The organism is Marinospirillum sp. (assembly GCF_035271045.1).
GTDB lineage: Bacteria > Pseudomonadota > Gammaproteobacteria > Pseudomonadales > Halomonadaceae > Marinospirillum.
In genome coordinates this window covers 1-13,718 of sequence record NZ_DATESC010000001.1, presented here as the reverse complement: position 1 = coordinate 13,718, position 13,718 = coordinate 1, and the positions used below count along the sequence as shown (strand labels likewise).

The window sequence follows — 13,718 nt, the reverse complement described above, 5'->3', positions numbered from 1 at the left end:
ACTATCCTAATTGATGTAAGCCAATATATTTACAAATTCCTTCATCAGTTAGGAGCAGGCTATGGAGCTCGACCCACTTTTGCTGTCGCGCATTCAGTTCGCTTTTGTTGTGTCTTTCCATGCTATTTTTCCGGTGTTTACCATCGGTTTAGCATCCTATATAGCCTTATTAGAAGGCCTATTCTTTAAAACCAAAAACCCCGCTTGGGAGCGTTTAGCTAAGTTCTGGACGCAAGTGTTTGCGGTGGTTTTTGGTATGGGCGTAGTGTCTGGTATTGTTATGTCTTTCCAGTTCGGCACTAACTGGAGTAACTTTTCCTATGCTACGGCAAACTTCTTAGGCCCAGTGCTTAGTTATGAAGTGATTACCGCCTTCTTCTTAGAAGCGGGCTTCCTTGGCGTTATGCTCTTTGGTCGTAACAAAGTTCCTAAGGGGGTGCATTTATTTGCAGCCTGTATGGTTGCCTTAGGTACCTTTATTTCTGCCTTCTGGATTCTCTCAGCCAACAGCCTCATGCAAACACCGGCTGGTCTAGAGTTGCGTGGTGAAATTTACCATGTTGCTAGCTGGGCTGAAGCACTTTTTACTGCCTCTTTTTTCTATCGCTTCTGGCACATGATCGTCGCTTCTTTCTTAACCGGTGGTTTTGTGGTGGCGGGTGTTAGTGCATGGTTCTTGTTAAAAGGCCGTGAAGTTGAAGCCAATAAAAAAGCCCTTTCTATGACCTTGTGGTTGTTGCTGATTATTGCACCTGCCCAGTTATTGATTGGTGACTTTCATGGTCTTTCTACTTTAGAGCACCAGCCTACTAAAGTGGCCGCTATGGAGGGTAACTGGGAGCGTGGCACGGGTGTACCGTTAATCTTGTTTGCTATTCCTGACCAAGAAAACGAGAAAAACCACTTTGAAATTAAAATCCCTAAGTTAGCCAGTTTAATTCTAACCCACGATTCTGAAGGTGAACTGCCAGGTTTGCTTGATGTTCCTGCTGAAGAGCGTCCACCTGTATTTATCGTTTTCTGGGCTTTCCGCATTATGGTGGGTTTGGGTGTGCTAATGATAGGTTTTGCCTTTGCAGGCTTATTCCTTAGAGCAGGCGGTCGTTTTGCTTCTTCCTCTTGGTACCTTAAAGGGCTGGTAGCTATGAGTTTATCGCCCTTTATTGCCGTGGTTGCCGGTTGGTTTGTAACCGAGGTAGGGCGTGCGCCTTGGTTGGTTTATGGGTTAATGACGCATGCCGAAGGCTTAACACCTTCCTTAACCGGTGGCATGGCACTCTTCACTTTAATTGGTTATATCCTTGTTTATGCAGTGATTTTCAGCGCCGGTGTTTATTACCTTATGCGTGTTTTCCAAGCGGGTATAGAAGCAACGGATGATGATAAAGAAGTAGAGTCCGACCATGCTAAACGTCCATTATCTGCAGCGCATGTACCTTTTGAACAAGGAGATAAGGCATGAGTGAACCCGTCTTTGACCTAACCCTAATTTGGGTCGGCATCATAGGTTTTGGCATCATTATGTATGTGCTGCTAGATGGTTTTGACCTAGGCCAAGGAATACTTTTCCCCTTTGCGCCCGATGACCAAGCCCGTGATGTAATGATGAACTCTGTAGCGCCAGTTTGGGATGCTAACGAAACTTGGTTAGTGCTAGGTGGTGCTGGTTTATTAGCCGCCTTCCCGCTGGTTTATTCGGTCTTTTTGCCTGCCTTGTACATAGGGGTATTCCTTATGTTGGCTGCATTAATTTTTCGTGGTGTGGCGTTTGAATTCCGTTTTAAAGCGACTAAGTCTCGCTTCTTATGGAACTGGGCATTTGCCGGTGGCTCTTTTATTGCTACCTTTGCTCAGGGTGCTGTAGTGGGTACTTATATCCAAGGTTTTGAAACAGAAAACTTTCGCTACGTGGGTGGTGCACTAGATTGGCTAACACCCTTCACCGTTTTAACGGGTGTTGGCCTGGTGGCTGGTTATGCACTCTTGGGTAGCACTTGGTTAATTCTTAAGTCGGAAGGATATATTCAAGATTGGGCTTATAAAATTACCCCACGCTTGTTGTTAGCCGTGTTGGTGATCTTTGGCATTATTGGTGTTTGGTCACCCATGATTGATGACTTCCTAAAAGAGCGCTGGTTCTCTGGTGTAAGCCTGCTTTGGGTATTACCACTGATTACCTTGTTCTTTGCGGGCTGGATTTACCGTGCGGTTAAAAAGCGCCAAGAAGGTTTCCCTTTTGTAGCAACTCTTGGGCTATTTATTTCAACCTTTGTGGCGTTAATCTTTAGTAAGTGGCCCTATGTGGTACCACCTAACTACACCTTCTGGGATGCGGCATCAGCCCATGAGTCTCAGTTGTTTTTATTACTAGGTTTACTCTTTGTAGTTCCTTTTATACTGATGTATAGCGCTTGGAGCTACTGGGTATTCCGTGGCAAGGTGAAAGCAGGAGTTGGCTATCACTGAGCCCAATAAGGCAAGGCGCAACCGTGAGTGGTTGCGCCACCTAGCTTCAGGTGAACGCAATTCTCTGCTAGTTACACAGCTAGCAGGGATAGCTCAAACCCTAGTCATTATGGCGCAGTTGGCTTTAATGGCTTGGTTAATTAATGAAGTGATTGTTAACCAACGCCCTTTAGCTGAAATTTTATCTGGCTTTGTTGGTTTAGTTCTCTTGCTGCTGCTTAGGTCAGGTTTGCAAATCTTGCAAGACTTAACCGGACAAGCCGCTGCTAACCGCATTCGTTTAACGGTTCGTCAAACACTTTTGCAACAACTGGCTTTATTAGGCCCAGTTCACCTAACCAATGAGTCTGCCGCCGGTTTAACCAGCCAATGGTTAGAGCAGGTCGATGCACTACAAAACTATTTTGCACGCTATCTACCCCAAATGACCCTAGCGGTTATTTCACCCCTATTTATTCTAATTCTTACCTTCTACCTCGATTGGGTAGCCGGTGTATTTTTACTGATTTCTGCACCCCTGATTCCCTTATTTATGGCTTTGGTCGGTATGGGTGCTGAACGCCTTAATCAGCAGCACTTTGTGTTATTAAAACGTGTCTCAGGGCAGTTTTTAGATAGCGTACGCGGTTTAACCAGCTTGCAGCTGTTTGGTTTAAGTAAGCAAGCAACCCAAGATGTCGCCTCTGCTGCCGATGAATACCGCCGTATTAATATGCGTACTTTAAAACTAGCTTTTTTATCCTCGGCTGTTTTAGAGTTTTTTTCCTCCATCGCCATTGCTGCCGTGGCTATGTATATCGGCTTTGGTTTATTGGGTTATATCAATTGGGGGCCAGCAGCAGATTTAACCCTATTTAGCGGTTTACTTATTTTATTAATGGCTCCCGAATATTTTCAACCACTTAGAGTTTTAGCGCAGTTTTACCACGATAGAGCGTCTGCTTTAGGTGCTGCAGATAGTTTGGTGGATTTACTTGAAGTTCAGCCGGTTACGGCTAGTTCTTCTAGTTCTAAAAATACTGATTCAAAAACTGCCGAACAAAATTCTACAAGTAAATACGCCCTAGAAGCCCAAGACTTAACCCTTAACTATGCAGGTCGTGGTCAAGTATTAGCAGCTACCAGTTTTAAACTTGCCAAGGGTGAACTGCTCTTAATTACTGGGCGTACCGGAAGCGGAAAATCCTCGTTGCTGCATTTAATGGCAGGCTTTATGCAACCCACCAGCGGTCAGTTATTAGTGAATGGCAAAACCCCAGGTAGTGAACCGTTAATTTGGATGCACCAACAAGCCTTTATTATTAATGCTAGCTGGGCAGATAACTTGCGTTTAGCAGCGCCTAACGCCAGTGAAGAAGCCCTGCTAAAAGCCATAGAAGCGGTAGGTTTAGCACCTTTATTAGCGCAACAAAAAGACGGTTTAAACACTTTACTGCTAGAAAGAGGTAAAAACCTTTCCGGTGGGCAAGCCCAGCGTTTAGCTTTAGCGCGAGCCTTATTAACGCCTTCAAAGCTAGTTTTACTGGATGAACCCACCGCTAGCTTAGATGCACGCAGCCGCCAGCAAATTTATGCCACACTTGAAGCGTTAAAAGCACAAGGTTGCACCTTAATTATTGCTAGCCACGAACCTGAACTAGAAGCCTTCGCTGACCAGCGCTTAGCATTGACTGACCAACACCTAAAGCTACCTACAGGAATTGCTCATGCACCCGCTTAAGCCTTGGCTAAACCTTATGTTGCAGGATAAAAAACGCCTATTTATTGGGGCTTTTTTACTGCTAATTACCTACCTTTCTGCGGTGGGTTTACTGGCGCTATCGGGTTGGTTTATTACTGCAACGGGGGTAACAGCGCTTGCTTGGGCAGCAGGTCTAACCATTGCTTTAGACATTTACGGCCCAGGTGGTGGAATCAGATTTTTTGCTTTATCACGCACCGTGGCGCGTTATGGTGAAAGGGTTTACAACCACGATACAGTGTTACGTTTACTCGCCAAGCTACGCACACGTTTATTTAAAAACCTAACCCTTTTAGATGACCAAACGGCTGCCAAATTTCGTGCTTCGCAATGGGTGAACCGCTTAATTACTGATGTTGATACCCTAGATAATCTTTATTTAAGGCTGTTAGCACCGCCCTTGGTGGCTTTATTAACGGTTATTATTCTGGTGAGTTTTTTAGCTTTCTTCCATTTGCAACTGGCTGGTTTAGCAGCGCTGATGCTGTTACTTACTTTAGGCATTAGCACTTGGGGAATGGCACAAGCAGGCAAAGCCGTTAGTTACCGCTTAGTTGCCCAGCAAGAAGCACAACGCAGCTTATTAGTTGAACAGATTGAAGGTTTAGGTGAACTGCAAGCCAGCCATAGTTTGGCCAAGCATCAAGAACAATTAATCACTGCCCAACAAACAGAAATGAGTGACCAGCAACGCCTTCAGCAAGTGGCAGCTTGGGGCGCTGGCTTACAAACACTGTTACTACAATTAATGGTAGCAGCCTGTCTACTGCTGGCTGCTGAAGCCTATCAAAAAGGTTGGTTAACTGGGCCGATGATGGTGTTAGTGCCTTTAGCATTAATGGCATTACAAGAAGTCTTTTTAAACTTACCTGCTGCTTTTGCAAGCTATGGTGCCACGCTTGCGGCGGCACAACGCTTAAATAAAACTGAAAGCTTAGAAACCCATTTAATTAACCCTAGCAAGCCACAAGCCTTACCGATCAACTTCACCCTGCGCTGGCAAAATATCAACGTAAAATTGGGTAATCAGCAAGTATTCAACAACATTAACCTCAGCCTTAAACCCGGTGAAAAGCTAGCATTATTAGGCGAGTCAGGCTTGGGTAAAAGCACCTTGGCAAGATTAGCGGCGCGATTAAGCGACCCACAAGCCGGTGAAATGCTAGTAGAAGCAGACGGCAAACAGCTGAATTTAAAAGATTTCAGTTTAACCGACTGGCAAGCACAAATTGGCTACCTAACCCAGCAGTCAGATTTATTCGCCACCTCAATAGCTGAAAACTTACGCCTAGCAAAAGTAGATGCAACCGATGCCGAGCTTTGGGCTGTTTTAGAAATAGTCGATTTACAAGATGAAGTAGCGGCTTTTCCAAAGCAGCTAAACACTTGGGTAGGCGAAACAGGCCGCCAGCTTTCGGGTGGACAAGCAAGGCGTTTAGCATTAGCACGCGTTATTCTAAAAGATGCGCCACTGGTTATTTTAGATGAACCCTTTAGTAGCCTAGATTTAGCCACCCAAGCCATTATTCGCCCCCAATTAGATATTTGGTTAAAAGACCGTACAGCGTTGCTATTAGCGCACGATTTAAGCGCGTTACCGCACAGCGACCAACACATTCACCTACAAGACTTATAACGCTAATTAACCTTACGCTAACAACAAACTTTTGCTGAACAGGCTATACTGATTTGTTTTATCGCCTAGTATCAGTTGGAGTTTGGAATGGCTTTTCGTTTTCGTAACAGCATCCGTATTGCGCCGGGCATTCGCCTTAATATCGGCAAAAATGGCGTAAGCGTTTCTGCTGGCGTAAGGGGCGCTACCGTTACTGCCGGTAGTAACGGCGTGTATGGCAATGTGGGTTTGCCGGGAACAGGCTTATCTTATCGTACCCGTTTAGATAAAAGTGCTAATCAGCGTAAGCGTTCTGAACAAGAAGAAAAACATCAAAGCCGCCGCGAACGTCAACAAGCAACGCTGGATTTCAATAAAGATTTTTCTGAGCTAGTATTAACGTTAGATGCAAAAGGTGGGCTGTTAATTAATACTGTCGCAGGACAGCCTTTACCTGCCGAAGAACACAGAAAATTACTACTGAACTACAATGTTGAAATCCACGAATGGCTCGCAGAGCAAATGGATAAAATTAACGGTAATATAAGTCTGCTGCTTAACCCACATTTAGATATTTTAACCCCCGATACCACCTCGCTGCGCCACCAAGTCGATCCCTTTACAGAACCAAAACCAAAACAACCCATCTTTGAGCCTTGGCCATTAGCGCCACAAAAACCAGTTGAACCGCAATTCACTTGGAAAGACAGTCTCTTACCTGGCAGAAAAAATAAGCGCCTTCGTATTTGGGAAGAAGATATCGAAGCTTGGAAAGTCAGTCATCAAGCTTGGCAAATAAAAGTCAACGCATTAGAACAAGCACAAACTGCACCTTTACAAGCTTATCGAGAAGCCTTGGGAATTTGGCGAGCGCGTAAAGAAATCCACGACACAGCACAAAGGGAATTAGCAGCCACTTTTGCCGATCGATTAGCGACAGATACACAAGTAATGACCGAAGTGCTAAAAGCGGAACTGAATGCTTTAGATTGGGCCAGAGAAACACTGATTGACTTTGAGCTAGATAAGACTGGACGTTACCTAAAATTAGATGTTGATTTACCCGAAATTGAAAGTTTTCCAACCCAAGAAGCGCGTCAAGGTGTGCGTGATTTACGGCTAGTGATTACCGACAAAAGCCCCACCCAAGTGCGCCGTGAATACGCGCGTCATATTCATGGCGTAATACTGCGCGTGATTGGCACGGCATTTCATTCCTTGCCCAGCCTTGAAACGCTGATTATTTCTGGCTACAGTCAGCGTTTAAATACCGCAACAGGGCACATTCAAGATGACTATTTATTTTCAGCCAAAGTAAAACGTTCTGTATTTGCAGGCATTAACTTTCATAATTTAAAAGAAGTTGATCCTATTATTGCCTTAGAACGCTTTGAGCTAGTAAGAGACATGAGTAAATCGGGTATTTTTCGCCCTATAGAGCCCATTCAAGCAATAGATTAATATCAAAAAACCAATAGACTAATATCAAAAATTAATAAAAAAATCGCCAACAATAAAAAGGATATTTATGAAAATTTTACATACTTCTGACTGGCATTTAGGGCGTTCACTTTACGGCAGAAGGCGTTATGACGAATTTGAAAGTTTTCTGGATTGGCTATTAATTACGATTAACGAACAAAAAATTGATGCGTTATTAGTGGCTGGCGATATTTTTGATACCACCACGCCCAGTAACAAAGCCCAGCAACTTTACTATGCTTTTTTGGCTAAGGTTGCCAACAGCCATTGCCGCCATGTCGTTGTTATCGGTGGCAACCATGATTCCCCTTCTTTTTTAAATGCGCCTAAAGCCCTGCTAAAAGCTTTAAATGTTTATGTGGTTGGCGCTATGGCTGAAAATTTAGACGATGAAGTCATTCTGCTGCATAAAAAAGATTCCAAAGAAGTGGAAGCGATTATCTGCGCTGTGCCTTATTTGCGTGATAAAGATTTACGCAGTGTTGCAGCCGGTGAAACCCTAGACGATAAAAACCGCAAACTCAGCGAAGGTTTAAAAAATCACTACGCTCAAGTGGTTGCTTTAGCAGTAGAAAAAAGAGCAGCACTGCCTAAATCTGAGGCTGGTTTAGTGCCAATTATTGGCATGGGGCATTTGTTTGCAGCGGGTGCAAAAACCCAAGAAGGCGATGGTGTAAGAGAGCTGTACATAGGTTCTTTAGCGCACATAGGTAAAGATGCTTTTCCACAAGCGATTGATTATTTAGCCCTTGGGCATTTACACGTTCCACAAAAAGTGGGGGGTGCTGAACATATTCGTTATTCTGGCTCGCCAATCCCTATGGGGTTTGGTGAAGCAAAACAACAAAAACAAGTGCTAATGGTTAGCTTTCATACCGCAACGGCTGCGGCTTCAACTGCGCCTAACATTGAAATTATTCCAGTGCCTTGCTTTCAAACCTTAGTGCGCTTAGAAGGTTCGTTAACCTTAATTCTTAGTCAATTAAGCCAACTTAAAATTGAACAGAGCACCGCTTGGCTAGAAATAGAATTAACCAGCCAAGAAGTGGTGGCAGATTTAAGGGAACAAATTGAAACAGCGATTCAAGGTTCAACAATGGAAGTTAGGCGTATTAAAAATAAACAGGTTATCGACCAAGTATTACGCAGCGTTGCAGTCGGTGAAAGTTTAGATAATTTAACCGTAGAGCAAGTGTTTTTACGCCGCCTTGCCAGCAGAGAACTTACTAAAGCCGACCAACAAGCATTAACAGCTAGCTTTGCTGAAATTGTTAGGGATATTCACGAAACCGACAGCCACGCGGAGTAATAATAACAATGAAAATTCTTTCACTTAGACTAAAAAACCTTAACTCCCTATATGGCGAATGGCTGATCGACTTCACCAATCCTGAGTTTTTAGCCAATGGCATTTTTGCCTTAACCGGCCCAACAGGGGCAGGTAAATCTACACTTTTAGATGCCATTTGTTTGGCTTTATATGGCGCAACACCTCGCTTAGGGCGCATTACTAGCGACAATGAAATCATGTCGCGGCAAACTGGCGAATGCCTAGCCGAAGTAGTATTTGAATCGCAAGCAGGGTGCTTTCGCTGCACTTGGCAACAGCGCCGCGCCAATAATAAATCTGAAGGCAAACTACAAAACCAACACCATGAACTAGCCGATGCCATTACTGGTAAAATATTAGAAAATAAACGTAGCCTAGTTGCCAAATTAGTTGAAGAAAAAACCGGCATGGATTTCGACCGTTTTACCCGCTCGGTGCTGCTGGCACAAGGTGGCTTTGATAGCTTTTTAAAAGCCGATCCTGAAAAAAAATCCAGCATTTTAGAGCAAATTACCGGCACACGCATTTATTCAGATATCTCAAAGCGCGTTCACGAACGCACCAGCGCCGAACTTAAAACCCTAGAATTACTTAAAGCAGAAATCAGCGGTGTTGAACGGCTAACTACCGACCAAGAAGCCGCCCTAAACGCTGCACTTGCAACAGATCAGCAGCAAGAAGAATTATTAAAACAACAACATACCAGCAATCAACACGCCCTTGATTGGTTAAATAACCTTGAACAGCTACACCAAGAAATCAACCAACTCAACACCGATGAACAAAACCTTGCAGCACAAATAAGCGCATTTCAGCCACAGCAGCAGCGGCTAGCAACAGCGCAACAAGCAACCTTATTGGCCAGTGACTATGCAACGCTGCAAGCATTACGCCAGCAAATTACCCATGAAACAACCAATCTAGCCAACACGCAACACGCCTTGCCACAGCTAGAAACAAAAGCCGCTGCCCAACAGCTGCAAGTTAAAACCGCACAAGAAAGCCTTGAAGCTGCCAAAGAAACCCAACAAGAAACTGCCCCGCTGCTGCAAAAAGTACGCGCCCTAGACCAAACGCTTGCCGATAAAAAAAGTCAGCGCGACAGTGCTGCCAACGATTATGCGGTGAATGAAGCACAGCTTAAACACCAGCAAGCCGCTTTAAGCCAACAGCAGCAGCAGCACCAAAACATAGAACAACAGCTAAACCACGCTAACCACTACCTTACCCAAGCAGCGCAAGATGAATGGTTAATTAGCAATTTAGGCGCAGTTGAAGTACAGCTAAAAAGCCTAGAACAACGCCAGCAAAACGTATTTGATTTACACCAGCAGCTAAGTGCCGCTGAAATGGCTTTAAGCCAAGCTAATCAACAGGTTACAACCCAATCACAACACACCGCTGCTGCTGAACAGCAATTAACCGCTGCTAACCAAGCACTAGCAACCGGCGAGCATCATTTAAACACCTTGCTAAAAGGTAAATTGCTGCGCGAATACCAAGCTGAAAAAGACAACAAACAACAAGAACTTATTTATCTAAACAGAATCAGCAGCCTAGAAAACCAGCGCCAGCAGCTTAAAGATGGCGAAGCTTGCCCCTTGTGTGGCGCAAAAGAACACCCCTTTGCCCAAGGCAATCAACCAACGCCCAATGCGGTTGAACAACAAATTCAGCAATTAACCCAGCTAATTAGCCAAGCTGCTGATTTAGAAGCCGCTAATAAACAGCTTGAACAGGCGCAATATACCGCAAAAAGCCAGCTAGTTAACAGCCAGAATGCCCAGCAAATTGCCTTCAATAACCAAACGGCTGCACACACTAAACTACAAGAAGTTAGCCAGCTAACCCAACAGCAACAAGCTCAGCTTAAAGAACACACTCACCAGATCACTCTCCAGTTAGCACCTTTAGGCATTCAAAAAATTAGTCCTCAACAGATTGCTAAATTGCTAACAACCCTTAAAAATCGCCTAGCTGCTTGGCAAGCACACAGCAGCCAAAAAGTTTTGGCAGAAAATCAACTTAATAGCATGGGGAGTGAGCTGAGTCGCTTAAAAGGAGTGATTGAAACCCAAACCGCCGCTTTAGCCAACCGCTTTAATCAACACCAAACCTTAGCCGCTGACTGGAATAAAATTAACCACGAACGCCAGCAATTATATGGCAACCAAAACCCAACACTAGTCGAACAGCAGTTAGCAACAGCAATACAACAAGCCGAACAAGCGGTTAACTTTGCCAACGCCAATAATCAACAAGCACAACAACAATTAGCCACCGCAACAGCCACTTTTAGTAACACGCAACAGCGCCTAGCCGATTTACAGCCATCGCTTTTAAGCACGGAACAAGCCTTTTTAATTAAAGCTTACGCAGCAGGTTTTGCCAATGAGTCAGCTTTTATAGCCGCACGGCTTAATCAAGAGCAGCTACAAGCATTAAGCAACCAAGCCGCGCAACTACACGATGCAGCAACCCATATAAAAGCGCAGCAGCAAGATAGAAACCAACGCCTAACCCAGCAAACAGCTAAGCAGTTAACCACCGAAAGCTTGGTGAATTTAGACATACAACAGCAGCAGTTAGCCGAACAACTGGACACTTTAACCAGCAAAATCTACGGCTACCAATACCAGTTGAAAACCAGCCGCGACAACCAAGCTAAGCTGCAAGAAAAGCAACACCTGATTAACCAGCAAACGCTTGAAAGTGACAAATGGCGACAGCTACATGAATTAATTGGTTCAGCCGACGGTAAAAAATTTCGTAATTTTGCACAGGGTTTAACCTTTGAATTGCTGATTGCCCATGCTAATCGCCAGTTAGAAAAAATGACCGACCGCTACCTATTAATAAACCACCCAGAAGCGCCATTATTACTTAACGTGGTGGATAATTATCAGGCAGGCGAAATTCGATCCGCTAAAAATTTATCGGGCGGTGAAAGCTTTATTGTAAGCCTAACCCTTGCGTTGGGGCTGTCTAAAATGGCCAGCGACAAGGTGCAGGTTGATTCATTGTTCTTAGATGAAGGTTTTGGAACGCTAGACGAAGAAGCATTAGACACTGCCCTAGATACACTGGCGGGACTGCAAGAAGAAGGCAAATTAATTGGGGTTATTTCTCACGTTAAAGCCTTAAAAGAACGTATAGCGACCCAAATTGAAATCGTCCCCCAACATGGAGGACGCAGCCAATTAACAGGACCAGGCTGTCGACAAGGTACTCATTAACCTTAACGTGCTTTTTAGCTGGCTAAAGGCTGTAAACCATAATACTGAATAAAACCGCGCAACATGGGTAAATCAAACCAATGTTTATGCTTATAAACCCACTTATAAGCATCGCGCCAACGCATGGCAGGATCATTGTAACCATGCACTAAACAGTCCAGCACTTTACAAACAGCCACAAGGCGAGATAAAGCATCTAGCTTACCTTGCTGCAAACCACGCGGATAACCTGAACCATCTAAACGTTCGTTAGCATTGACCATTAACGATTCACCAATATTGGGTGGAATCCAGTTCAAAGCACTTGCAGCTCTAAGTAATTGAATTTGATGTTGTTTCATTAAGCGCAACCGATCAGGTGTTAACTTCAACGGATTAAAACACGGCTGCTCACTAACAAATAATTTACCTAAATCATGCAGCAGCAGCGACATCATTACCGGCAATTCCATACCACGATTAATGCCAATTTTAAAAACTAACGGAAAACAATAACTAATCACTCGCAAAGTGTGCAAGATAACCGGATTAATCAACGGATGCGGTTGCTGCAACGCTAAACGTACTGCATTTCCATTTGTTTCTAGTGCGTCAATAAAATCAATAGCAAGGGGTTTAAGCTTGCTAGCATTTAACGTCTGATGCATTGCCAAAAGTAACGCTTGTAAGGCTAACTGATCGGCCAACATTTGAATTTTTTCAGCGTAACCTTTAGGCACCAACGTAATAGCTGAAGCAGCTAAATGCTTTTCTTTAATAACGTTTTTATGCGCTTTTTTATCCGTTGTTTCAAAAAGCGGTGACGGATACTTAACAACGCTCTCGATATTACTTAAACGCGAAATTTCACGTTCAATCTCAAAAGCATAACGCATAAACTCTTTTTCATCTTGCAAAGAGTTATGCTGAAAATGACAACCCACTAAAGCATACAAAAAACCTTCTTGTGGTTTTAAATACGTCATTTCAAACGGTGTATTTAACTGATAACCATTAGGAAAAGTAATCGTGCAACTAAGCGAATATTCAATAGGACGAATAAAATGTAACGCTAACTGAGGCGACAAAGCGACACGGCAACCACCCGCAGAAAAGTCTTCTAAAGTGCCAGTAATATTCAAAAAACGACCAAGGTGTAATGTCACTGGCAACTTTATACGCTGATCTAAGCTAACGCGAAAAAACTCACGATTAAAAACTTTATTCAACTGTTTGGGCATTTCTAGCGTTAAAGTTAAATGACCGTCTTGACTCAACTCAGTGTGCAGTACAGCCAAACTATCACTTTCATGCAACAGATTACGGTGCTTAATGAGTAGACGAAATAAACCCCAGTGCGTCCAAGTGTTAAGGTCTTCATTCGTACCGATCAGCTGTAATTTTAAGCAATGCTTGTCACGGTCAACAAGTAAGCTAGCCACGACAATAGGCTCAACATCGGCTTCTTGCTTATCATTCACCAGCGGCTGTAACTTTAAACCGGTTTGCTTGCTAGCAGTATCTAAAGCACGCTTTAACACTAAGCCGGTTAAACTGTCAGAATGGGTAGGTTTCGTTTGCATACCAATACCTTTTTTTAGATCAAACTATTGCTACTGAATCAACCGTGACTACTCACCGCCCTTGATCGGGCGATGCTTCTTATTTCGTTAGCCGTTGCTCGATAGTATCAAGACTTACGCAGCTTCCATAAGCAGAGACGACCGTCCAGCCGCCTTTAATTCTAGAATGCCTTTATCACGAATATTAAGGGCGGCATTTAAGTCGCGATCTATATCCGTAGTGCCGCAAGACGGACAATCCCATTTGCGAACCGATAAGGGCATTTCTTCCATTTTATGACCGCAA

The 13,718-nt window shown here is 43.9% G+C and carries 9 protein-coding genes; 7 read left to right on the top strand and 2 right to left on the bottom strand.

Translation table 11 applies throughout. The features are described 5' to 3' along the window. The first annotated feature begins 61 nt into the window (after positions 1 to 61). The 7 genes from VJY63_RS00045 (at position 62) to VJY63_RS00015 (ending at position 11,870) form a co-directional block, all read left to right on the top strand. Positions 62 to 1,462 (top strand): cytochrome ubiquinol oxidase subunit I, encoded by a 1,401-nt coding sequence (locus VJY63_RS00045; RefSeq protein WP_324047417.1) that lies wholly within the window; start codon positions 62 to 64, stop codon positions 1,460 to 1,462. Further along, positions 1,459 to 2,466: a cytochrome d ubiquinol oxidase subunit II gene (gene cydB, locus VJY63_RS00040; RefSeq protein ID WP_324047416.1), complete on the top strand. Its 1,008-nt coding sequence runs from the start codon at positions 1,459 to 1,461 to the stop codon at positions 2,464 to 2,466. The genes VJY63_RS00045 and cydB overlap by 4 nt, the downstream gene beginning before the upstream one ends. Further along, positions 2,453 to 4,186 (top strand): thiol reductant ABC exporter subunit CydD, encoded by a 1,734-nt coding sequence (gene cydD / locus VJY63_RS00035; protein WP_324047414.1) that lies wholly within the window; start codon positions 2,453 to 2,455, stop codon positions 4,184 to 4,186. The genes cydB and cydD overlap by 14 nt, the downstream gene beginning before the upstream one ends. After that, the gene (gene cydC, locus VJY63_RS00030) at positions 4,173 to 5,843 is read left to right on the top strand and encodes a thiol reductant ABC exporter subunit CydC (RefSeq protein ID WP_324047412.1); all 1,671 of its coding nucleotides are present in this window, start codon (positions 4,173 to 4,175) and stop codon (positions 5,841 to 5,843) included. The genes cydD and cydC overlap by 14 nt, the downstream gene beginning before the upstream one ends. An 87-nt stretch (positions 5,844 to 5,930) precedes the next feature. Next, positions 5,931 to 7,283 carry a DUF4236 domain-containing protein gene (locus VJY63_RS00025; protein ID WP_324047410.1) on the top strand — a complete coding sequence of 451 codons (1,353 nt, stop codon included), beginning with the start codon at positions 5,931 to 5,933 and terminating at the stop codon, positions 7,281 to 7,283. Between the two features lie 67 nt (positions 7,284 to 7,350). After that, on the top strand, positions 7,351 to 8,613 hold the full coding sequence (locus VJY63_RS00020) for an exonuclease SbcCD subunit D C-terminal domain-containing protein (RefSeq protein ID WP_324047408.1): 1,263 nt from the start codon (positions 7,351 to 7,353) through the stop codon (positions 8,611 to 8,613). An 8-nt stretch (positions 8,614 to 8,621) separates the two neighbouring features. Continuing rightward, positions 8,622 to 11,870 (top strand): AAA family ATPase, encoded by a 3,249-nt coding sequence (locus VJY63_RS00015; protein ID WP_324047406.1) that lies wholly within the window; start codon positions 8,622 to 8,624, stop codon positions 11,868 to 11,870. A 14-nt stretch (positions 11,871 to 11,884) separates the two neighbouring features. Here VJY63_RS00015 and VJY63_RS00010 read toward each other — a convergent pair whose 3' ends face one another. Together VJY63_RS00010 and VJY63_RS00005 are read right to left on the bottom strand one after the other, a co-directional pair. Further along, the gene (locus VJY63_RS00010; protein WP_324047404.1) at positions 11,885 to 13,432 is read right to left on the bottom strand and encodes an HD domain-containing phosphohydrolase; all 1,548 of its coding nucleotides are present in this window, start codon (positions 13,430 to 13,432) and stop codon (positions 11,885 to 11,887) included. Between the two features lie 114 nt (positions 13,433 to 13,546). Next, positions 13,547 to 13,705 (bottom strand): zinc ribbon domain-containing protein, encoded by a 159-nt coding sequence (locus VJY63_RS00005; RefSeq protein ID WP_414674794.1) that lies wholly within the window; start codon positions 13,703 to 13,705, stop codon positions 13,547 to 13,549. Between the last annotated feature and the right edge of the window lie 13 nt (positions 13,706 to 13,718).

What these genes read in the sequence shown, in the direction of transcription:
- VJY63_RS00045 (WP_324047417.1), top strand. Translation starts at nt 62, where the DNA reads ATGGAGCTCGACCCACTTTTGCTGTCGCGCATTCAGTTCGCTTTTGTT.
- cydB (WP_324047416.1), top strand. Translation starts at nt 1,459, where the DNA reads ATGAGTGAACCCGTCTTTGACCTAACCCTAATTTGGGTCGGCATCATA.
- cydC (WP_324047412.1), top strand. Translation starts at nt 4,173, where the DNA reads ATGCACCCGCTTAAGCCTTGGCTAAACCTTATGTTGCAGGATAAAAAA.
- VJY63_RS00025 (WP_324047410.1), top strand. Translation starts at nt 5,931, where the DNA reads ATGGCTTTTCGTTTTCGTAACAGCATCCGTATTGCGCCGGGCATTCGC.
- VJY63_RS00020 (WP_324047408.1), top strand. Translation starts at nt 7,351, where the DNA reads ATGAAAATTTTACATACTTCTGACTGGCATTTAGGGCGTTCACTTTAC.
- VJY63_RS00015 (WP_324047406.1), top strand. Translation starts at nt 8,622, where the DNA reads ATGAAAATTCTTTCACTTAGACTAAAAAACCTTAACTCCCTATATGGC.
- VJY63_RS00010 (WP_324047404.1), bottom strand. Translation starts at nt 13,432, where the DNA reads ATGCAAACGAAACCTACCCATTCTGACAGTTTAACCGGCTTAGTGTTA.
- VJY63_RS00005 (WP_414674794.1), bottom strand. Translation starts at nt 13,705, where the DNA reads ATGGAAGAAATGCCCTTATCGGTTCGCAAATGGGATTGTCCGTCTTGC.